We start from the raw sequence: 21043 nt of genomic DNA, 5'->3' as shown, positions 1-21043 counted from the left end.
TAGGCTTCGTCCATGCCCGAGATCATCGCCCCGGGCGAACGCCTCGGGGGGCGCTACCGCGTCGAGCGGCCTCTCGGCGCCGGAGGCATGGCGACCGTCTGGCGCGCGGTCGACACCGTCCTCGACCGCGCCGTCGCGGTGAAGGTCCCGAAGGACGGCGGGCCCGAGGAGTTCTCGCGGCGCCTGCGCCAGGAGGCGCAGGCCGCCGCGGCCCTGACCCACCCGGGCATCACCGGCGTGTACGACTACGGCGAGCACCGCGTCGGCCCGGAGCGGAGCCCGCGGGGCGAGTCGCGCCGGATCCCGTACGTGGTCATGGAGCTGCTGGACGGCGAGAGCCTGGCCGTGCGGCTGTCGCGCGGGCCGCTGCCCTGGCGGGAGGCCGCCGGGATCTGCGCCCGGGTCGCCGACGCCCTCGCCGCCGCCCACGAGGCCGGCATCGTGCACCGCGACATCAAGCCCGGGAACGTCTACCTCACCCCGGTCGAGGTGAAGGTCCTCGACTTCGGCATCGCGTTCACCGGCACGGCGGGCGGGCCGGTGATGGGCACGCCCGCCTACATGGCGCCCGAACTGGTCGGCGGGACGCCCCCGACCCCGGCGGCCGACGTCTACTCCCTGGGCGTCGTCCTGCACGAATGCCTGACGGGCGCCCCGCCCACGCCCTCGTCCGCCTTCCGGAAGGGCACACCGGACGAGGTCGCCGCCCTCTGCCGCGACTGCCTGTCCCCTGACCCCGGCACGCGCCCCACCGCCGCCGAGGCGGCCCGCCTCCTGTCCGGCGCCTCGGGCGTCCAGCTCCACGTGCCCGGCGCCGCCGCCCCCGCCGGCCCTCCGCCGCCGGACCGGCCGCGGGACCCGACCCGCGTCCTGGACGACCCCGGACCGCCCCGGCAAGGGCCCGGACGGCGGCCGCTGCTGGTCATCGGGGTCGCCGCCGGTGCCCTGACCGCGCTGGCCGCGCTGCTGGCGGCCCTGGCGCCCGGCTCCTCCGACCAGGCCGGCGCGAAACCGCCGTCGGCGCCCTCGCCGGGCCGGACGGCGGCCGCGGCGACCGCGTGCTCGGTGTCCTACCGCGTCGACGGGACGTGGCCGCGGGGCTTCCAGGCGACCGTCCGCATCACCAACCTCGGAGACGGCGCGATCGACGGCTGGACCCTCGGCTTCGCGTTCCCGGACGGACAGGCGATCACCCAGCTGTGGAACGGCAGCCGAGCGCAGGACGGGGCGTCCGTCACGGTGACGGCGGCGGAGTGGAACAGGTCGGTCCCGCCGCGGGGGACGGCCGAGTTCGGGTTCCTCGGGAGCCAGGACGGCGCCAACGGCGCGCCGTCGCGGTTCACGCTCAACGGCACGGAGTGCGGCGGCTGAACCTGCCTATGGGAGCGCTCCCAGCTGATCGCCGCAGGTCAGCGGGCTCGTAGCCGAATTGATGCGGGTCGTCCTATTGTGTCGCGCCTGATCGAGGGCTTAGCATCCCGGCAATCGAAGCGCTTCGACAGGCGCTCGGTCCCACCCCGGAGGAAGACCCATGATCAAGGCAGGCAGGAGCGCGGCGGTGCTCGCCGCCCTTGCCGCGGCGGCGCTGTCGCTCACCGCGTGCGGCGGCGACGACGGCGGCTCCGGCGGCAAGGAGCTGAAGCTCTGGCACTACGAGGCCCCCGACAGCGCCATGGGCAAGGCGTGGGACGAGGCGGTCAAGGAGTTCGAGGCCACCCATCCGGGCGTCAAGGTGAAGTTCGAGGAGAAGGGCTTCGAGCAGATCCAGAAGACCGCGCCCATGGTGCTGAACTCCAAGGACGCGCCCGACGTCATGGAGTACAACAAGGGCAACGCGACCGCCGGCCTGCTCTCCAGGCAGGGTCTGCTCACCGATCTCACCCCCGAGGTCACCAAGCGGGGCTGGGACAAGCTGATCAGCCCGAACGTCCAGGTCACCGCCAAGTACGACGCGAAGGGCACGATGGGCGGCGACAAATGGTACGGCGTCCCGGACTATGCGGAGTACCTGCAGGTCTACTACAACAAGGACCTGTTCAAGAAGAACGACGTCAAGATCCCGACGACGTTCGCCGAGCTCACCGCCGCGATGGACGCGTTCGTCGCCAAGGGCGTCACGCCGATGACCAACGCGGGCGCCGAGTACATGGCGCACCAGTTCGTCTACCAGCTCGCCCTGGACAAGGCCGACCGCTCCTGGGTGGACGCCTACCAGCGCTACACCGGCAAGACGAACTTCAACGACGCCGCCTGGACCTACGGGGCGACCACCTTCGCCGACTGGGTGAAGAAGGGCTACGTCGCCAAGAACTCCGTCAGCCTCAAGGCGGAGGACGCGGGCGTCGCGTTCATGAGCGGCAAGTTCCCCATGATGTTCTCCGGTAGCTGGTGGTTCGGCCGGGTCGCCGCGGAGGCGAAGTTCGACTGGGAGACCTCCGTCTGGCCCGGCGCCAAGATGACGCTCGGCTCGGGCGGGAACCTCTGGGTCGTCCCCAAGGGGTCGGAGAACAAGGAGCTCGCCTACGACTTCATCGACATCACGATGAAGAAGCAGGCGCAGACCACCCTCGGCAACGCGGGCGGCGTGCCGGTCGCGGCCGACCCGTCCGCCATCACCGACGCCAAGGCCAAGAAGCTCATCGCCGACTTCGACGGGCTGTCCCGCTCCGACGGGCTCGCCTACTACCCGGACTGGCCGGTCGCCGGCTTCTACGACGCCTGGGTGGCGCAGACGCAGAAGCTCATGAACGGGACCGCGCCGGGCGAGGTCCTCGGCGGCATCCAGAAGACCTACGACGGCGGCCTGCCGAAGTGACGACGCCAGGCCGCGGCCGGTCGCGGGAGCAGTGGGGCTACGTGCCCTATCTGCTCCCCGGCCTGCTCCTGTTCACCGCCGTCATCGGCGTGCCGTTCCTGATGAACATCGGGACGAGCTTCACCGAGTGGACGGGCGTCGGGACCCCGGAGTGGATCGGGCTCGGCAACTACCGCGAGCTCGTGCGGGACGGGGAGTTCTGGGCCTCGTTCCGGCACAACGTCCTGATCATCGTCGGGATGGCGATCGTCCCGACGCTGATCGGCCTGGTGCTGGCAGCGGCCCTGACCGACCTGGTCGACCGGCACTTCGGGCCGCGCACCGCGAGCGTCCTGCGCGCGTGCGTCTACCTGCCGCAGGTGCTGCCGGTCGTCATCGCGGGCGTGGTGTGGAGCTGGCTGCTCGCGCCGGAGAACGGCGCGGTCAACGCGCTCCTGGACGCCGTGGGCCTCGGCTCCCTCGCGCACGACTGGCTCGGCGACCCGGCCACCGCCCTGTGGAGCGTCGTCGGCGTCATGGTCTGGATGCAGATCGGCTTCCCGCTGGTGATCTTCATGTCGGGACTGCAGCGGGTGGACCCGTCGCTGTACGAGGCGGCCGAGATCGACGGCGCCTCGTGGGGCCGCCGGTTCCGGCACATCACCGTCCCGCAGATCCGGCCGGAGATCTTCGTCGTGCTGCTGTGGACGACGATCGCCGCGCTGAAGGCCTTCCCGCAGATCTTCGTGCTCACCAAGGGCGGCCCGGGCGGGGCGACGAACGTGCCGTCCTACTACTCGTGGGTCAACTTCTTCGAGAAGTCCGACGTCGGCTACGGCTCGGCGATCGCGACCGTGCTGACGCTGGTCATCGTCGCGCTGACCGTCGTCTTCCTGCGCCTGCAGGGACGTGACCTGGGGGAGGGGCGATGACCGCGACGCTCACGAGGAAGGCGGGCGCGCCGCCGCGCGACCGCCGGGGCGCGTCCCGCCGGGCCCGGCGCGGCCCGTCCGCCTACGCGGTGCTGGTGGCGCTGGTCGCGCTCGCGGGCGTGATGCTGATCCCGTTCGTCGTGGTGGTCTTCAACGCGCTGAAGACGCCGCAGGAGTACTCGTCGAGCGGCCCGCTGTCGCCGCCGGACGGGTTCCACCTGGACGGCGTCCGGCAGTTCTGGGAGCGCGTCGACTTCGGGCACGTCCTGCTGAACAGCGCGGTCATCAGCGGCTCGGTCGCCGTCCTCGCCGTGCTGCTGTCGGTGCTCAACGCCTACGCGCTCGGCATCGGCCGGATCAAGGGGCGGATGTGGGTTCTCGCGCTGCTGCTCCTGGCCAACACGCTGCCGCAGGAGGCGCTCGTCTACCCGCTGTACTACATGTCGAAGCAGGTCGGCCTGTACGACACCAGGATCAGCGTGATCATCGTGTTCACGGTCATCCAGAGCGCGTTCGGCACCTACCTGCTGTCGTCGGTGATGGCGGCGTTCCCGCGCCCGCTGCTGGAGGCGGCGCGGATCGACGGCGCCGGCCGGTGGCAGGTGCTGTGGCGGGTCGTCGTCCCGGTCGTCCGGCCGACCATGTCGGTCCTGCTCGTGTTCTTCTTCGTGTGGACCTGGAACGAGTTCCTGATCCCCATGGTCTTCCTCATCTCCAACGAGAACCAGACGGTCTCGGTCGCCCTCGGCGTGCTGCAGGGCCAGCGCCTCATGGACGCCACCATGTCCAGCGCCGCGTCGCTCCTCGGCCTCCTCCCGACCGTCGCGTTCTTCCTCATCTTCCAGCGCACCCTTTCGCGCGGACTCACGGCGGGGGCTATCAAGTAATGAAGTTCAGCGACGGCTACTGGATGCTGCGCGAGGGTGTGCGGGCGTCGCATCCGGTGGAGGTCCTCGACGTGGACGCCGGGCCCGGCGCGTTCACGGTGCACGCGCCGGCGCAGCGGGTCCGGCACCGGGGCGACCTGCTCAAGGGGCCGGTGGTGACGGTGACGTGCGAGTCGCCGATGCCGGACGTCATCGGCGTCACCCTCACCCACTTCGCGGGGGAGAGGCGCCGCGGCCCCGACTTCGAGCTGGCCGCCGACCCGACGGGGGAGGTGACCGTGGACGAGGATGCGGCGACGCTGACGTCGGGCGCCCTGTCGGTCCGGGTCGGGCGCAAGGGGGAGTGGGGCGTCGACTTCCTCGCGGGCGGTCGCCGTCTGACCGGGAGCGCGCCCAAGGCGCAGGCCGTCATCGACACCGACGACGGCCGGCATTACGTGCGGGAGCAGCTCGACCTGGGCGTCGACCACTTCGTCTACGGGCTCGGTGAGCGGTTCGGGCCGCTGGTGAAGAACGGCCAGGCCGTCGACGTGTGGAACGCCGACGGCGGAACGGCGAGCGAGCAGGCGTACAAGAACGTGCCGTTCTACCTGACCAACGCGGGCTACGGCGTCTTCGTCGACCATCCCGGGCGGGTCTCGTTCGAGGTGGCGTCGGAGGCCGTCGCCCGGACGCAGTTCAGCGTCGAGGGCCAGTCGATGCGGTACTTCGTCATCTACGGCCCGTCGCCGAAGGAGATCCTCCGCAAGTACACGGCGCTCACCGGACGGCCCGCGCGGCTGCCCGACTGGTCGTTCGGGCTGTGGCTGTCCACCTCGTTCACGACGTCCTACGACGAGGAGACCGTCACCTCGTTCATCGAGGGGATGGCGTCGCGCGACCTGCCGCTCAGCGTCTTCCATTTCGACTGCTTCTGGATGCGCGAGTTCCAGTGGTGCGACTTCGAGTGGGACCCGCGGGTGTTCCCCGACCCGGAGGGGATGCTGCGCCGACTGCGGGACCGCGGCCTGCGGATCTGCGTCTGGATCAACCCCTACATCGGGCAGCGCTCGCCGCTGTTCGAGGAGGGGCGCTCGCGCGGCTACCTGCTGACGCGGCCGGACGGGGACGTGTGGCAGTGGGACAAGTGGCAGCCCGGCCTGGCCGTCGTCGACTTCACCAATCCCGAGGCGCGGGAATGGTACGCGGGGAAGCTGGAAGCTCTGCTCGACATGGGCGTGGACTGCTTCAAGACCGACTTCGGCGAGCGCATCCCCACCGACGTCGTCTACCACGACGGTTCCGACCCGGAACGGGCGCACAACTACTACACCTACCTCTACAACCAGACGGTCTTCGACCTGCTCCGCAAGAAGCGCGGTGAAGGCGAGGCGGTGGTGTTCGCCCGGTCCGCCACGACCGGCGGGCAGCGTTTTCCCGTGCACTGGGGCGGCGACGCCGAATCGACGTTCGAGGCGATGGGGGAGAGCCTTCGCGGCGGCCTCTCCCTGGGCATGTCGGGGTTCGGCTACTGGAGCCACGACATCGGCGGCTTCGAGGGGACGCCCGATCCGGCGCTGTTCAAGCGGTGGATCGCGTTCGGGCTGCTGTCCTCGCACAGCCGCCTGCACGGCAGCCACTCCTACCGGGTGCCGTGGCTGTTCGACGAGGAGTCGGTGGACGTCCTTCGCCATTTCACCCGCCTGAAGATGCGGCTGATGCCCTACCTGGCCGGCGCGGCCCGCCAGGCGTACGGGGAAGGGCTGCCGATGATGCGCGCGATGGTCGTCGACTTCCCCGACGACCCCGCCTGCACCCACCTGGAACGCCAGTACATGCTGGGCGACGACCTGCTCGTCGCGCCGGTGTTCTCCCCCGGCGGGGAGGTCGCCTACTACGTGCCGGAGGGTGTGTGGACGCACTACCTCACCGGCGAGCGGGTCCAGGGCGGCCGCTGGGTCCGTGAACGGCACGGCTTCGACAGCGTGCCGCTGCTCGTCCGGCCGGGTGCGGTCTTTCCCGAGGGAGCGGTGGACGACCGTCCCGACTACGACCATGCTGACGGCGTCACGTTGCGCGTATACGAGCCCGCCGACGGGATCACCACCGTCACCCAGGTCGGTGACACCGTGTTCACGACGGTGCGAAACGGTGAAAGCCTGCGCGTGACGGGCGAGGGAAGCTGGAACGTCCTTCTCGTCAACGCGCGCGTTGCCGCGGTCGAGGGCGGGGAGTCGTCAGACCATCCGCACGGTGTCCTCGTCAAGGCGACCGGTGGCGAAGTGGTCGTCACCATGGAAGAGGAGAGCTGATGGGGTTCCCGGAAGGGTTCCTGTGGGGAGCGGCCACCGCCGCCTACCAGATCGAGGGCGCGGCCCAGGAGGACGGCCGCGCGCCGTCCATCTGGGACACGTTCAGCCACACCCCCGGCAAGGTCCTGAACGGCGACACCGGCGACGTCGCCACGGACCACTACCACCGCTGGGAGGAGGACCTCGCGACGATGGCCGAACTCGGCATCGGCGCCTACCGGTTCTCCATCTCATGGTCGCGGGTCCTGCCGGACGGGATGCCCGGCCCCAAGGGCATGGACTTCTACTCCCGCCTGGTCGACGGGCTGCTCGACCACGGCATCGCCCCCGTCGCGACGCTCTACCACTGGGACCTGCCGCAGGCCCTGGAGGACGCCGGCGGCTGGCCGCACCGCGACACGCCCCGCCGCTTCGCCGACTACGCCGAGCGCGTCGGGCGCGTCCTCGGCGACCGCGTCCACACCTGGACCACGCTGAACGAGCCGTGGTGCTCGGCGTTCCTGGGCTACGCGTCCGGCGTGCACGCCCCCGGCCGCGCCGACCCGGTCGCCGCGCTCACCGCCGCGCACCATCTGAACCTCGCGCACGGCCTGGCCGTCCGCGCGCTGCGCGGCGTGGCGTCGCCGTCGGCGCGGCACTCGGTCACGCTCAACCTGCACCACCTGCGCGGCGACGCGGAGGCGGTCCGGCGGGTGGACGCCGTCGCCAACCGCGTGTTCCTCGACCCGATGCTGGGCCGGGGCTACCCCGCCGACCTGCTGGAGGACACGGCGTCCCTCACCGACTGGGGCTTCCTGCGCGACGGTGACGCGGACATCATCGCCGCGCCGCTCGACGTCCTCGGCGTCAACTACTACTCGCCCACCCTCGTGCGGGACTGGGACGGCGCCGCGCCGCGCTCGCACGCGGACGGCCACCGCAGGGGCGCGGCCAGTCCGTTCGTGGGCTGCGACGCCGTCGAGTTCGCCGAGCAGCCCGGCCCCTACACCGAGATGGGCTGGCCGATCGACGCGACCGGCATGGAGGAGCTCCTCCTGCGGCTGCACCGCGAGTACCCGGACACGCCGCTGATGGTCACCGAGAACGGCGCCGCGTTCGACGACGCGGTGGACGGCGACGGCCGCGTCCGGGACGACCGGCGCATCGCCTACCTGCGCGACCACATCGCAGCGGTCGAGCGGGCGTGCCAGGCGGGGGCCGACGTCCGCGGCTACTTCGCCTGGTCGCTGCTGGACAACTTCGAGTGGGCCTACGGCTACTCCAAGCGCTTCGGCCTCGTCCACGTCGACTACGCCACGGGCGAGCGCACCTGGAAGGACAGCGCCCGCTGGTACCGCGACGCCATCGCCGGCGGCCCGTCGTGACACCCGCGCGCGGCGTTACGATCATTCGCACTCCCAACGGCTCCGAGGACGACGGGACGGTCCGTGGTCAAGATCACTGACGTGGCGCGGCACGCCGGGGTGTCGCCGAGCACGGTCTCCTACGTGCTGAGCGGGAAGCGCTCGATCTCCGAGGAGACCCGGCGGCGCGTCCGGGAGAGCATCCGCGAGCTCGGCTACCGGCCGCACGCGGGCGCCCGCGCGCTCGCCAGCAGCCGCTCCAACGTGCTGGCGCTGATGATCCCCCTGCGCTCGGGCATCGCCGTGCCGGTGGTCATGCAGTTCGCCGTCTCCGTCGTCACCGCCGCGCGCCGCCACGACCACGACGTCCTGCTGCTCACCCAGGAGGAGGGCGAGGACGGCCTGCGGCGCGTCGCCGACAGCGCCCTGGTCGACGCGCTGATCGTCATGGACGTCCAGATGAGGGACCCGCGGCTGCCGCTGCTGCGCTCCCTGGACCGGCCGAGCGTGCTCATCGGCTTCCCGGCCGACGCGGGCGACCTGACCTGCATCGACCTCGACTTCCACGCGGCGGGCGCGGTCTGCGTCGAGCACCTCGCCGGGCTCGGCCACCGGGAGATCGCCCTGATCGGCTCGCCGCCCGAGGTGTACGCGCGGCAGACCGGCTACGCCCAGCGGGTCGCCGACGGGTTCACCGCCGCGGCCCGCGAGCACGGGCTGGCCGGGGACGTCCACCCGTGCGAGGCGACCGCGGACGCGGCCCGCGCGCTCGTCGCCCGGCTGCTCGCCGAGCGTCCGGGCCTCACCGGCGTCCTCGTCCACAACGAGCCGGTCGTCGGCCCCGTGGTGCGGGCGCTGCGCGCGGCCGGCCGGCGCGTCCCCGAGGACGTGTCCGTCGTCGCGCTGTGCCCCGACGAGATGGCCGAGCACGCCGAGCCGTCCCTGACGTCGGTGGCGATCCCCGCCGAGGAGGTCGGCGGGCGCGCCGTGGAACTGCTGATGTCCAAGCTCGACGGCGTGCCCGTGCCCGCCGCGACCCTGCTCCCGCCCACCCTGACCGCGCGCGCCAGCAGCGCGCCCGCGCCCCGCTGAGAGGCCGGTTCCCGCAACGCCGCGAAAGGAGGAGAGGGGCCCTTGCCCGGCCCGTTATCGAAGCGCTTCGACACGCATTGCTCGGGGGATTTCCCGAAGGAGAACCGTTGCACAGAACCCGTCGCAACCCCCGTTCCCCCGGCCGGCGCAACCGGTCGCTGACCCTCGTCCTCGCTGCCGCGCTGGCGGCCCCCCTCGCGTGGACGGCGCCCGCCGCCGCCCGCGCGGCCCACCCGTTCCGCGACCCGCGGCTGCCCGTCCAGACCCGGGTGGACGACCTGGTCGGGCGGCTGACGCTCGACGAGAAGATCTCGCTGCTGCACCAGTACCAGCCCGCGATCCCGCGGCTCGGCATCGGCCGGTTCAAGACCGGCACCGAGGCGCTGCACGGGGTCGCGTGGTCCACCGACGTCCACAACGGCGGCGCCGTGGTGACCGCCAAGGGGACCGTGTTCCCGCAGTCGGTCGGGCTCGGCGCGACCTGGGACCCGGCCCTGATGAACAGGATCGGCTCGGCCGTCGGCGACGAGGCCCGCGGGTACAACAGCGAGAACCCCGACGTGTGGGGCCTGCAACTGTGGGCGCCGGTCGTGAACCTGCTCCGCGACCCCCGCTGGGGCCGCAACGAGGAGGGCTACTCCGAGGACCCGCTGCTCACCGGCCTGCTCGCCACCGCCTACGGCCGCGGCATGCAGGGCGACGACCCCGAGCACCTCAAGGCCGCGCCGGTCCTCAAGCACTACATCGCCAACAACAACGAGATCCGCCGGGACCAGACGTCCTCCAGCCTGCCGCCCCGGGTGCGCAGGGAGTACGACGAGGTCCCGTTCCGGATGCCGCTCGCCCGCGACGCCGCGACCGGGATCATGACGTCCTACAACCTCGTCAACGGCCGTCCCGCCACGGTCACCCCCGACGCCGCCGGGCTCGTCCGCTCCTGGTCGGACCGGACGCTGTTCAACGTCACCGACGCGGGCGCCCCCAACAACCTCGTCGGCTCCCAGAAGTACCACCCCGACCTCGCCACCGGCGACGCCGCGATCCTCAAGGCGGGCGTGGACAGCTTCACCACCGACGACACGAACTCGTCCATCACCGTGAACGCCGTGAAGCAGGCGCTGGCGCGCGGCCTGCTCGCCGAGCCCGACATCGACCGCGCGGCCGGGAACATCCTGAGCGTCCGGGTGCGGCTCGGCGAGTTCGACCCGGGCGGCGGCCCCTACGGCAAGATCACCAAGGACGCGGTGGACAGCCCCGCGCACCGGGCGCTGGCCCGCACCGCCGCGGCGGAGCAGATGGTGCTGCTGAAGAACCAGCGGAAGCTCCTGCCGCTCCAGCGGCAGAAGGTCGCGGTCGTGGGGCCGCTGTCGGACACCCTCTACACCGACTGGTACTCCGGCTCGCTGCCCTACGAGGTCACGCCGCTGGACGGCATCAGGAAGCGCGCGGGCGCGGTGGCCTCCAGCGAGGGCGTCGACCGCATCGCCCTCAAGGACGTGAAGACCGGCAGGTACATCGCCGGTGGAACGGGCCCCGGCGCGGTCCTGAGGACCGGACCCGCCTCGTCCTCCGACGCCACGACGCAGTTCGACATGTTCGACTGGGGCCAGGGCATCGTGACCTTGCGCAGCGCCGCCAACGGCAAGACGGTCGGCCGCTACAACTGGGGCGACACCTTCGCCAACGACCAGGACCAGCCGAACGGCTGGTTCGTCCAGCAGATGTTCAAGCTGGAGAAGCAGGACGGCGGCGACTACCTGCTCCGCTACGCCGGCTACGAGAAGGCCTACGACTGGGCCGACCCGGCGAAGACCTACGTGAAGGCGCAGGACGACGGAACGCTCGCCCTCACCACGAAGGCCGAGGCGTCCCGGTTCGCCAAGGACGTCGTCAGCAGCGGTGTGGATTCGGCGGTCAAGGCCGTGACCGGCGCAGGCGCGGCCGTCGTCGTGGTCGGCAGCATGCCGTTCATCAACGGCCGCGAGGACCACGACCGCACCACGATGGCGCTCGCCGAAGGGCAGTCCGACCTCGTCAAGGCCGTCCGCAAGGCGAACCCGAACACGGTCGTCGTCGTGGAGAACAGCTACCCGACGACGCTCGACTGGGAGCAGCAGAACGTCCCGGCGATCCTGTGGACGAGCCACGCCGGAGCCGAGACGGGCAACGCCCTGGCGTCCCTGCTGTTCGGCGACGAGAGCCCCTCGGGCAAGCTGCCGCAGACCTGGTACCGCTCCGGTGCGGACCTGCCCGACATCCTCGACTACGACGTCATCAAGTCGGACCGGACGTACCAGTACTACAAGGGCGAGCCGCTCTACCCGTTCGGCCACGGCCTCTCCTACACCGCGTTCCGGTACGGCAAGCCGCGGCTCAGCGCCCGTTCCGTCGGACGCGACGGGACGGTGACCGTCACCGTCCCGGTGACCAACACCGGCGAGAAGGCCGGGGACGAGGTCGTCCAGCTCTACACGCACCAGCGGAAGTCGCGGGTGAAGCAGCCGGCGAAGAGGCTGCGCGCCTTCGCCAAGGTCCACGTGGCCCCGGGGCGGACGGTGACGGCGAAGCTGCGGCTGAACGCGTCCGACCTCGCCGTCTGGGACGTCACGCGCGACAGGTGGACGGTCGAGAAGTCGGTGCACGACCTGCTCGTCGGCGCCTCGTCCACCGACATCCGGCAGCGCGCGGTGCTCGACGTGCGCGGCGAGACCATTCCCGCCCGCGACCTCGCCGAGCCGACCCGAGCCGCCGACTTCGACGACCAGGACGGCATCCGGCTGGTCGACGAGACGAAGACGTCCGGTGACGCGGTGACCGGTGCCTCCGGCTCGTGGCTGAAGTTCGCGGACGCCGCCCTCGGCTCGTCCACGGGAAGCGTCACCGCCCGGGTGGCGGGCACGTCCGCGACCACCATCGAAGTCCGCCTCGACCGTCCGGACGGCCCCCGCGCCGGAACCCTCACCGTCCCGCCCACCGCCGGCGACTACACGTACAAGGAGATCACCGCACCACTGGCCGGAGCCCGCGGAGACCGCGACGTCTACCTGGTCTTCAAGGGCGAGACCCGCCTGAGCACCTTCTCCCTGACCCCCTGACCTTCCCGGCGCGAGGGGCGCGATCCCTCAGGCTCGCGCCCCTCGGCGCCAGGAGCGGCACCTACCCCTGGTGAGACGGCGAAGTGCGCTGCGGGAGGTTCTCGGGGCGGCCCGGCGGGCGGCGTCCCGGTGGACGGGACGCCGCGAACAACGCCGCCAGCGGGCAATTCCCCCATTTTGGCATTGCGCATTCGGGCGCACTCGATTAAAGGAAGAAGTCGTGGTCGGCCCGCCTTTTGCCGCAGGTCGACATGTCCGCATGCGAAGGAGATGCCCGTGCTAGCTCTCACCGGGCCGGATGTGCTGGTCGCCTATGAGCGTTCCGGGGGATTCGCCGGAATTCAACGGAAAGTGATCGTGGACGGCTCGGGAACGGCGCTCGTGAACGACGAGAGCGTCGCGCTCGGCGCCGACGAGATGCGCGGTCTGAAGGACGCGCTGAGCCGCGTCGTCACCACCGCGTCCTCGTCCGACGGGTGCCAGGTGGCCGACCACTTCACCTACACGCTCACCTACCGCGGGCACCGGGCGACCCGGTGCTGGCTGCCGTCCGACTGGCGCGACGCCGTCGACCGGCTGGAGGCGCTGACCGGGCGGTGATCCCCGGGAATCGCCGCCCTCAGGCGGAGGCGCGCTTGTGCAGCTCCCGCATCGTCGCTTCGAGCGCGGCGACCGGGCCGTCCACCGGGACGCCCGGCGCCACCTCCTGGACCGGGAGGGCGTTGACCGGCCCGGCCTGGGCGCCCAGCTCGGTGCGCAGGGCGACGAGCTGCCGGGACGACATGATGTAGACGATCCGCCCGAGACCGACCCAGGCGTGCGCGGCCGAGCACATCGGGCAGTGCTCGCCGGAGGTGTACACGGTGGCCGCGGCGCGCTCGTCCGGCTCCAGATTGGTCGCCGCCCACCGCGCGATCTCGAACTCGGGGTGGCGGGTCTGGTCGCCGTCCGCCGTGCGGTTGCGGTCCTCGAACAGGACCTCCCCGGACGCCGACACCAGCACCGACCCGAACGGCTCGTCGGCCGACTCCAGCGCCTCCGTGGCGAGTTCGACGCAGCGGTCGAGGAAGACGCGCTCGGCGGCGGTCGGTTCGTAGGCCATGGCTCGGCTCCTTGCCCGCGGGGACGACTCGAACGATCATAGGCGCGGAACCGGGGTCCTCACGCGGAGTCGCGCAGCACCAGGTGGGGGCGCAGGATGACGACCGGGTCGGCGACGGTCTCGCCGCGGATCCGCGAGACCAGCAGCCGGGCCATCTCCCGGCCCATCTCCTCCGGCGACTGGTGGACGGTGCTGAGCGGCGGGTCGGCCAGCGGCGCGGCGGCCGAGTCGTCGAAGCCGATCACCGCGACGTCGCCCGGGACGCTGCGCCCGCTGCGGTGCAGGACCCGCAGCGCGCCGAGCGCCATCGGGTCGTCGGCGGCGAACACCGCGTCCAGGGACGGCTCGGCGGCCAGCAGCCGCTCGGCGGCGGTGATGCCGCTGGCCTCGCCGAAGTCGCCGTACTCGACGTACTCGGGCAGGCCCGCCTCGGCGAGCGCCTCCCGGTAGCCGGCCAGCCGGTCGATGCCGACCCCCATGTCCTGGGGGCCGGCGATGGTCGCGATGCGCCGCCGGCCGCCCGCGATGAGGTGGCCGACGGCCTCGCGGGCGCCGCTGCGGTTGTCGACGTCGACGTAGCTGACCGGGTGCAGGCCGGGCGGGCGGCCGCCGAGGACGGTCGGCACCCCGTTGGCCTCCAGCTTGGCGGGCAGCGGGTCCTCGGCGTGCAGGGAGGTGAGGAGCACCCCGTCCACGTGCTGGGTGGTGAGGTAGTCCTCCAGCCGGCCGTACTCGGCGGGGGAGCGGGCGAGGGCGAGCAGGAGCTGAAGTCCGGTGTCGGCGAGGCCGTTGCTGATCCCGCGGATGATCCCGGCGAAGTACGGCTCGCCGAACAGCCGCTGGTCGGACTCGGCGACGACCAGGGCCACGGTGTCGGTGCGGCGGGTGACGAGCGTGCGGGCCGCGCGGTTCGGCACGTACCCGAGCTCCTCGATCGCCTTCAGCACCGACGCGCGGGCCTGCGGGCTGACCCGCGGCGAGCCGTTGACCACCCGGGACACCGTGCCGCGGCCCACACCGGCCCGCGCCGCGACCTCCTCCAGGGTCGGGCGCGTGCTCCTGCCCGTCATCTGGCCCCCTTCGTCCGTGCCGTCGCCCCGGGTCAGCCCCGCTCGGGCAGCCCGCCCCGCCGGATCACTCCGGCGTACCACCGTGCGCTCTCCTTGGGCACCCGGCGCTGCGTGGCGTAATCGACGTGGACCAGCCCGAAACGCTTGGAGTAGCCCCAAGCCCATTCGAAATTATCCAGCAGCGACCATGTGAAATAGCCGTGCAGCGGGACCCCTTCGGAGATGGAGTCGTGGCACGCCCGCAGGTGCCCGTCGAGGTAGGCGATGCGCCCCGCGTCTTGGACCGTGCCATCCTCGTCGGGCACCTCGTCGTAGCCCGCGCCGTTCTCGGTGATGTACAGCGGGACGGACGGGTACTCGCGGTGCAGCCGCGTCAGCACCTCGTGCAGGCCGCCCTCGTCGATCTCCCAGCCCATCCCGGTGACCGGGCGCCCGGCCGGCACGAACCGGACGTGGCCGCTGCCGGGCCAGGGGGAGTTCGTCGCGAACGGCGACGACGCGGTCTGCGCCGCCTCGCCGGGCGTCCCCGCGACGGTGTGCCGCGAGTAGTAGTTGATGCCCAGCTGGTCGAGCGGCTGGGCGATGACGGCGAGGTCCGCGTCGGGCGGGGCGAACCCGTAGCGGGACGTGTCGGCGAGGACGTCCTCGGGGTAGCGGCCGAGCAGCAGCGGGTCGAGGAACAGCCGGTTCTGCAGCCCGTCGATCCGGCGCGCCGCGTCGACGTCGGCGGGGTCGTCCGTCGCGGGGGAGACCGCGTACAGGTTGACGGCGGCGCCGAAGCGGTTGCCGGGGCGGCGGGCCCGCATCGCCTCGACGGCCAGGCCGTGGCCGAGCATCAGGTGGTGCGCGGCCAGCAGGGACGCCGGCGCGTCGACGCGTCCGGGCGCGTGGTCGCCGGAGGCGTAGCCGAGGAACGCCGCGCACCACGGCTCGTTCACCGTCATCCAGTGCGCGACGCGGTCGCCGAGCGCCGCGTGCACGTGGTCGGCGTACTCGGCGAACCGGTGGGCGGTGTCCCGCTCGGGCCAGCCGCCCTTGTCCTCCAGCGGCTGCGGCAGGTCCCAGTGGTAGAGCGTCGGCCACGGCTCGATGCCCGCCTCCAGCAGCGCGTCCACCAGCCGCCGGTAGAAGTCGAGGCCCTCGGTGTTGAAGGCCCCGGCCCCGGACGGCTGCACCCGCGGCCAGGAGATCGAGAACCGGTACGCGGTCAGCCCGAGGTCGGCCATGAGCGCTACGTCCTTGGGGAACCGGTGGTAGTGGTCCACCGCGACGTCGCCGGTCTCGCCGCGCAGGACCTTGCCCGGCGTCCGGCAGAAGGTGTCCCAGATGGACGGTCCGCGCCCGCCCTCGCCCGCGGCGCCCTCGATCTGGTAGGCGGCGGTGGCGGCCCCCCAGCGGAACCCGGTCGGGAAAGGTGCGGCGGGAGCCGCGCTGGTGTCGTCCTTGAGGGAGGTCATCGGGCCCTCCCAAACTGCTTACAGCTTGGCCTGGGCATATCGTAAAGTCTCCGATCGTGAGGAAGGCGTACAAGTGCCGGGCGTACCCGGACCCGGAACAGGCTGCGGTGCTGAACCGCACCTTCGGGTGTGTGCGCAAGGTCTGGAACCAGGTGCTGGACTGGCGAACCAAGACGTGCTCGCACTGCGGGCATCTGCTCGCCTGGCTGAGCCTCTCCACCCGGCACTGGACGTGCCCCGATTGCGGCACCCGGCACGACCGGGACGTCAACGCCGCGAAGAACATTCTGGCCGAAGGACTTTCGGTATCGGCCTGTGGAGCTGACGTGAGACGGACCGGGGCATCCCGGACGCGGTCGGCTATGAAGCAGGAACCCCCCCGGAGCGATCCGGGTCGCACGAGCGGCGGACGGCCTTAGGCCGTTCGGGAATCCCCCTGCTTCAACTCGGGGAGAAGTCAAGCCTTCACTGCACCTTCCATGATCCCGCCGATGATCTGGCGGCCGAAAACGATGAACACCACGAGCAGCGGCAGGATCGCCACGCTGGTCCCGGCGAACATGAGCGTGTAGTCCTTGAAGTAGGCGTTGGCCAGGTTGTTGATGGACAGCTGGACCGTCGGGTTGTCCGGGCTGAGCACGGCCAGCGGCCACATGAACTCGTTCCAGGTCTGCATGAAGGTGAACAGCCCGAGGACGCCCGCGGCGGGGCGCAGCGCGGGGAGCACGACCCGCCAGTAGATGCCGAAAGTCGTGCACCCGTCGACGCGGGCGGCCTCGATCAGTTCGTCCGGGACGGCCTGGTCGGCGTACTGCCGCATCATGAACACCCCGAACCCGGTGACCAGGAACGGGACGATGACCGCCTGCAGGTGGTTCTGCCAGCCCAGCTTCACCATGATCATGTAGAGCGGGATGATGCCCATCTGCACCGGGATCATCATCGTGGCGATGATGGTGAGCAGCAGCCCGTTCTTGCCGCGGAAGCGCAGCTTGGCGAACGCGAACCCGGCCAGCGAGGCGAAGAAGACCGTGGAGACCGTCACCGCCGCGGAGGCGATGGCGGAGTTCAGCAGGCCCTTGGCGAAGTAGGCCTCCGGGTTGTCGAACAGCCGGCCGACGTTGTCGCCGCCGTGGCCGCCCGGCAGCAGCGGCGGCGGGACGTCGGCGACCACGCTGTTCGTGCGGGTCGCCACGATGATCATCCAGTAGATCGGGAAGACCGACAGCGCCAGCGCCACGACCAGCGTGAGGTAGGTGAGCGGGCTGGCGTTCCACAGGCCGCGGTAGCGGCCGGGGTGCGCGGCGGCGCGCCTGCCGCCGGGGGTCCGGCCGCCGGGGCCGGCGAGGAGCGTGGTCACTTGGTGCCTCCCGTGCGGCGCACGGCCAGGAAGTTGATCAGGGAGAACACGATGATCATCACGAACAGCGCCCAGGCGACCGTCGCGCCGTAGCCGTAGCGGTCATGGCCGAACGCGTTGTCGTACATGTACATCGTGATCGTCTGGAACTGGTGCATCGGGCCGCCGTCCATCTTGTTGGGCGTGCCGACGCTGAACAGCACGGGCTCGGTGAACAGCTGGAGCCCGCCGATCGTCGAGATGATCACCGTGAAGATGATGGTGGGGCGCAGCATCGGCACCGTGATCTGCCAGAACTGCCGGAGCCGGGACGCGCCGTCGATCGCGGCGGCCTCGTACAGGTCCTTCGGGATCGCCTGCATGGCGGCCAGGTAGATGAGCGCGTTGTAGCCGGTCCAGCGCCAGTCCACCATCATCGCGATGGCGGCCCAGGACCAGCCGCGGCTGCTCGACCAGTTGATCGGGTCGATGCCGACCAGCCCGATCGCCCAGTTGATCATGCCCCAGTCCTTGTCGAACATCTGGGTGAACACGATCGCGACGGCGGCGGTCGAGGTGACCAGCGGGGCGACCATCCCGATCCGGAACAGGGTCGGCAGCCGCATCCGCCGGTTCAGGGTGTTGGCGATGAGCAGCGCGAGCACCAGCTGCGGGACGGTCGAGAGGGCGAAGATCCCGAGGGTGTTGACCGTGGCGTGCCAGAAGTCGGCGTCGCTCAGCAGGTAGTCGTAGTTGTCGAGCCCGACGAACTTGCGCGTTCCGGACGCCAGCTCCCAGTCGTGCAGGGAGACCCAGAGCGTGTAGACGAGGGGGAAGGCGCCGAAGACCAGGAAGACGAGGTAGAACGGCGAGATGAAGGCGTAGGGCGCGCCCTTCACGTCGAGCCGGGCCAGCCGGGAGCGCCAGGTGGGGGGCGGCCCCGGCCGCGCCGGGGCCGGCGAGGCCGGCGGCGGGCCGTTCCGGCTGGGGCGCAGATCGGTGGTCACGTCGTGCGCCTCCTTTCCGAGGACGGGACGAAGCGGGGAGTGGAACGGCGGCGGCGCCGGCGGGGAGGTACGGCCCGGCGCCGCCGCCGTGGTCGGGGGACCGCCGGGCTACCTGGCGGCCTTCTTCGCCTCGTCGACGGACTTCGTCCAGGCCTCGTCGGGCTTCTGCCGGCCCTGGCCCACGGAGATCAGGACGTTCTCGACCGCGGCCCGCACGTCCTCGTTCTTCGGCCCGAGGTGCACCGGCTTCACCGCGGCCACCAGCTGCCCGAAGATCTGCCCGATCGGGGCGTCGTTGAAGTAGGCGCTCTTGGCGCCCGCGACCGCCGGGTCCTGCGCGGCCTGCGGCGAGGACGGGAAGACGTTCGCGGCCTTGAACGCGCCGACCTGGCCCTCGGGGGAGGTCAGGAACTCGGCGAGCTCGGCGGCGGCCTTGGCGTGCTTGGTCTGCTTGGGCACCGCGAGCCACGAGCCGCCCCAGTAGCCGGAGCCGCCGGGCGTGGTGGCCACGTCCCACTTGCCCTTACCCGACGGCCCGGAGAACTCCTCGATGCCGCCGAGCATCCAGGAGGGGCAGGGCAGGGTCGCGAAGGTGTCGCGCTTGAGGGCGGTCTGCCACGGCGGCGTGAAGATCGACATGTCGGAGGTGAGCTTGCTCGTCTCGAACTTCAGCGACGTGTCGAACGCCTGCTTGACCGCCGGGTTGCTGTCGAAGACGAGGTTCTCGCTCTTGTCGAAGAAGCTGTGGCCAGGGCCGCTGCCGGCGTTCTGCAGGACGGTGGCGCGGAACACGGCGGTGGGGCCGTCCAGCCACTTGGTCCCGGGCACCTTGTCCTGGAACTTCTGGCCCGTGGACAGGAACGCGTCCCACGTCGGCCAGAGCTTGCCGACCTCGGCGCGGTCGGTGGGCAGGCCCGCCTTCTTGAACAGGTCCGTGCGGTAGCACATGGCGAGGGGGCCGACGTCGGTGCCGAGGCCGATGAGCTGCTTGCCGTCGGGGGTGACGCCCGCCTGCCACTTCCACGGCAGGAAGTTCTTCTCCAGGTCCTTGCCGCCGTAGTCGAACAGGTCGAGGAACTTGGCCTTCTGCTGCATGTAGAGGGGCAGGATGCCCTCCTCCAGCATGACGACGTCGCCCGCGCCGCTGCCGGTCGCCATCCACTGCTGGATGCGCGGCTTGTACTCGTCCAGGGTGGAGACCTTGCGCTGCTTGATCTTCACGTTGGGGTGGGACTGCTCGTACTGCTTGTAGAGCGCGTCGTAGCCCGGCTCGCCGAAGACGTCGACGGTCAGCTCGACCGGCCCGCCGTCGGAGCCTCCCTTGTCGTCGTCGCCGCCGCACGCGACGGCGAGGCCGCCGACGAGTACCGCCGCCATCGCCGTACTCAGTCCGCGCCGCATGATGGCCCTCATGGCGGACCCCTCTCAGGTTGTGGTGGTGCATCGGTGTGGGAGCGCTCCCACGGATGAAAGACCGTGACCCGGCTCACTGTCAATGTGCCGAAACATAACCGTTACAAGAACCTGGCTCCCGCGGCAGTCGGGTCAGGCCTGGTCCGACACCCCGTCAGGCCCGGGTCAGCCCTCCTTGACGGGGGTCAGCCGGGCCGCCGCCGGGGCCGGGGCCGTGGACCGCCGGACGACGAGTTCGGGCCGGTAGAGCAGCTCGGTGCGGGGCGCGCGGGTGCCGCGGATCTCGTCCAGGACGGTGCTCACCGCGGCCATCGACATCTCCCGCACCGACTGCCGGACCGTGGTCAGCGGGGGGTCGAGGTAGGCGGTGAGCGGCGAGTCGTCCATGCCCGTCACCGACACGTCCTCGGGGACCTGGAGGCCGCGCGCCCGGGCGGCCCGGATCGCGCCGAGCGCCATGATGTCGTTGCCGCCGCAGATCGCCGTGCAGCCCGCGTCGAGCAGCTTCGCGGCCGCCGCCTGCCCGCCCTCGACCGTGTACATGGTGTTGACGACCAGCTCGTCCACCTCGTCCGGGGTGAGCCCGGTGTGCGCGGCCATCCCGCGCCGGAACCCCTCGGTCTTGCGCCGCGTCGGCACGTAGACGTCCTGGCCGATCGCGAGGCCGATCCGGCGGTGGCCCATTGCGGCCAGGTGCGCGACGACCGCCTCCATCGACGCCACGTCGTCGTTGGAGACGTACGGCGCGTCGATGTCGGGGCGGTAGCCGTTGACCAGGACGATCGGCAGGGCCTGTTCGAGCAGCCGCGCGTAGCGGGCCCGGTCGGAGTTGGCGTTCGCGTGCAGGCCGTTGACGAAGATGATCCCGGCGACGCCGCGCTCCAGCAGCATCTCGATGTAGTCGTCCTCGGCGACGCCGCCCGGCGCCTGGGAGCACAGCACCGCCATGTACCCGTGCCGGGCCAGCGCGCTCTCGATGACCTCGGCGAACGCCGGGAAGATCGGGTTGGTCAGCTCGGGGATGATCAGCCCGATCAGCCCGGCCCGCTGCTGGCGCAGCCGGGCCGGGCGCTCGTATCCGAGCACGTCCAGGGCGGTCAGCACCGCCTGGCGCGTGGTCGGGGACACGCCCGGCTTGCCGTTGAGCACGCGGCTCACCGTCGCCTCGCTCACCCCGGCGTGTGCCGCGATGTCCGCCAGGCGCGTCGTCATAGGTTTCAA

General features: G+C 71.4%; 17 protein-coding genes. 10 read left to right on the top strand and 7 right to left on the bottom strand.

Annotated features, from left to right (window positions below):
- Nucleotides 1-12: 12 nt before the first annotated feature.
- From BKA00_RS16390 to BKA00_RS16350, 9 genes are all read left to right on the top strand, one after another.
- Nucleotides 13-1371, top strand: a complete 1359-nt coding sequence (locus tag BKA00_RS16390) for a protein kinase domain-containing protein (protein ID WP_185025989.1) — start codon at nt 13-15, stop codon at nt 1369-1371.
- Nucleotides 1372-1531: 160 nt separating this feature from the next.
- Nucleotides 1532-2815, top strand: a complete 1284-nt coding sequence (locus BKA00_RS16385; protein WP_185025987.1) for an ABC transporter substrate-binding protein — start codon at nt 1532-1534, stop codon at nt 2813-2815.
- The gene (locus tag BKA00_RS16380; RefSeq protein WP_230298730.1) at nt 2812-3726 is read left to right on the top strand and encodes a carbohydrate ABC transporter permease; all 915 of its coding nucleotides are present in this window, start codon (nt 2812-2814) and stop codon (nt 3724-3726) included. The genes BKA00_RS16385 and BKA00_RS16380 overlap by 4 nt, the downstream gene beginning before the upstream one ends.
- Nucleotides 3723-4613, top strand: a complete 891-nt coding sequence (locus BKA00_RS16375) for a carbohydrate ABC transporter permease (RefSeq protein WP_185025985.1) — start codon at nt 3723-3725, stop codon at nt 4611-4613. The genes BKA00_RS16380 and BKA00_RS16375 overlap by 4 nt, the downstream gene beginning before the upstream one ends.
- Nucleotides 4613-6904 (top strand): alpha-xylosidase, encoded by a 2292-nt coding sequence (yicI, locus tag BKA00_RS16370; RefSeq protein WP_185025983.1) that lies wholly within the window; start codon nt 4613-4615, stop codon nt 6902-6904. Before BKA00_RS16375 ends, yicI begins: the two co-directional genes overlap by 1 nt.
- On the top strand, nt 6904-8268 hold the full coding sequence (locus BKA00_RS16365; protein ID WP_185025981.1) for a GH1 family beta-glucosidase: 1365 nt from the start codon (nt 6904-6906) through the stop codon (nt 8266-8268). The genes yicI and BKA00_RS16365 overlap by 1 nt, the downstream gene beginning before the upstream one ends.
- A gap of 63 nt (nt 8269-8331) precedes the next feature.
- Complete coding sequence (locus BKA00_RS16360) at nt 8332-9339, top strand: LacI family DNA-binding transcriptional regulator (RefSeq protein ID WP_185025979.1); 1008 nt, start codon at nt 8332-8334, stop codon at nt 9337-9339.
- Nucleotides 9340-9446: 107 nt separating this feature from the next.
- Nucleotides 9447-12434, top strand: coding sequence for a glycoside hydrolase family 3 protein (locus tag BKA00_RS16355; protein ID WP_221493178.1), 2988 nt, complete (start codon nt 9447-9449; stop codon nt 12432-12434).
- 276 nt (nt 12435-12710) lie between these two features.
- Nucleotides 12711-13034 carry a hypothetical protein gene (locus BKA00_RS16350; protein WP_185025977.1) on the top strand — a complete coding sequence of 108 codons (324 nt, stop codon included), beginning with the start codon at nt 12711-12713 and terminating at the stop codon, nt 13032-13034.
- Between the two features lie 19 nt (nt 13035-13053).
- Here the strand turns inward: BKA00_RS16350 and BKA00_RS16345 are convergent, their stop codons facing one another.
- The 3 genes from BKA00_RS16345 to BKA00_RS16335 are packed head-to-tail and all read right to left on the bottom strand — an operon-like array spanning nt 13054 to nt 16063.
- The gene (locus BKA00_RS16345) at nt 13054-13536 is read right to left on the bottom strand and encodes a nucleoside deaminase (RefSeq protein WP_185025975.1); all 483 of its coding nucleotides are present in this window, start codon (nt 13534-13536) and stop codon (nt 13054-13056) included.
- A gap of 59 nt (nt 13537-13595) precedes the next feature.
- Nucleotides 13596-14606: a LacI family DNA-binding transcriptional regulator gene (locus tag BKA00_RS16340; protein WP_185025973.1), complete on the bottom strand. Its 1011-nt coding sequence runs from the start codon at nt 14604-14606 to the stop codon at nt 13596-13598.
- Nucleotides 14607-14638: 32 nt separating this feature from the next.
- Nucleotides 14639-16063 (bottom strand): GH1 family beta-glucosidase, encoded by a 1425-nt coding sequence (locus BKA00_RS16335; RefSeq protein ID WP_185025971.1) that lies wholly within the window; start codon nt 16061-16063, stop codon nt 14639-14641.
- A 56-nt stretch (nt 16064-16119) separates the two neighbouring features.
- Here BKA00_RS16335 and BKA00_RS16330 point away from each other — a divergent pair, with 56 nt between their 5' ends.
- Nucleotides 16120-16482, top strand: coding sequence for a helix-turn-helix domain-containing protein (locus BKA00_RS16330; RefSeq protein WP_185025969.1), 363 nt, complete (start codon nt 16120-16122; stop codon nt 16480-16482).
- 38 nt (nt 16483-16520) lie between these two features.
- On the opposite strand, the gene BKA00_RS16325 is transcribed toward BKA00_RS16330, so the two are convergent.
- The 4 genes from BKA00_RS16325 to BKA00_RS16310 all read right to left on the bottom strand — a co-directional run bounded on the left by BKA00_RS16325 (nt 16521) and on the right by BKA00_RS16310 (nt 21034).
- Nucleotides 16521-17423, bottom strand: a complete 903-nt coding sequence (locus BKA00_RS16325) for a carbohydrate ABC transporter permease (RefSeq protein WP_230298731.1) — start codon at nt 17421-17423, stop codon at nt 16521-16523.
- Nucleotides 17420-18409 (bottom strand): carbohydrate ABC transporter permease, encoded by a 990-nt coding sequence (locus tag BKA00_RS16320; RefSeq protein WP_420829685.1) that lies wholly within the window; start codon nt 18407-18409, stop codon nt 17420-17422. Before BKA00_RS16320 ends, BKA00_RS16325 begins: the two co-directional genes overlap by 4 nt.
- A gap of 108 nt (nt 18410-18517) precedes the next feature.
- Complete coding sequence (locus tag BKA00_RS16315; RefSeq protein ID WP_185025967.1) at nt 18518-19822, bottom strand: ABC transporter substrate-binding protein; 1305 nt, start codon at nt 19820-19822, stop codon at nt 18518-18520.
- Between the two features lie 165 nt (nt 19823-19987).
- Nucleotides 19988-21034, bottom strand: coding sequence for a LacI family DNA-binding transcriptional regulator (locus BKA00_RS16310; RefSeq protein ID WP_185025965.1), 1047 nt, complete (start codon nt 21032-21034; stop codon nt 19988-19990).
- Between the last annotated feature and the right edge of the window lie 9 nt (nt 21035-21043).

Source organism: Actinomadura coerulea (genome assembly GCF_014208105.1).
In the GTDB taxonomy this organism is placed as follows: Bacteria; Actinomycetota; Actinomycetes; order Streptosporangiales; family Streptosporangiaceae; genus Spirillospora; species Spirillospora coerulea.
This window is presented reverse-complemented; position numbering and strand designations above follow the sequence as displayed.

Excerpts from the sequence above, each read along its gene's own strand:
- BKA00_RS16390 (WP_185025989.1), top strand. The coding sequence starts at position 13 with ATGCCCGAGATCATCGCCCCGGGCGAACGCCTCGGGGGGCGCTACCGC.
- BKA00_RS16385 (WP_185025987.1), top strand. The coding sequence starts at position 1,532 with ATGATCAAGGCAGGCAGGAGCGCGGCGGTGCTCGCCGCCCTTGCCGCG.
- BKA00_RS16375 (WP_185025985.1), top strand. The coding sequence starts at position 3,723 with ATGACCGCGACGCTCACGAGGAAGGCGGGCGCGCCGCCGCGCGACCGC.
- yicI (WP_185025983.1), top strand. The coding sequence starts at position 4,613 with ATGAAGTTCAGCGACGGCTACTGGATGCTGCGCGAGGGTGTGCGGGCG.
- BKA00_RS16365 (WP_185025981.1), top strand. The coding sequence starts at position 6,904 with ATGGGGTTCCCGGAAGGGTTCCTGTGGGGAGCGGCCACCGCCGCCTAC.
- BKA00_RS16345 (WP_185025975.1), bottom strand. The coding sequence starts at position 13,536 with ATGGCCTACGAACCGACCGCCGCCGAGCGCGTCTTCCTCGACCGCTGC.
- BKA00_RS16340 (WP_185025973.1), bottom strand. The coding sequence starts at position 14,606 with ATGACGGGCAGGAGCACGCGCCCGACCCTGGAGGAGGTCGCGGCGCGG.
- BKA00_RS16335 (WP_185025971.1), bottom strand. The coding sequence starts at position 16,063 with ATGACCTCCCTCAAGGACGACACCAGCGCGGCTCCCGCCGCACCTTTC.
- BKA00_RS16315 (WP_185025967.1), bottom strand. The coding sequence starts at position 19,822 with ATGAGGGCCATCATGCGGCGCGGACTGAGTACGGCGATGGCGGCGGTA.
- BKA00_RS16310 (WP_185025965.1), bottom strand. The coding sequence starts at position 21,034 with ATGACGACGCGCCTGGCGGACATCGCGGCACACGCCGGGGTGAGCGAG.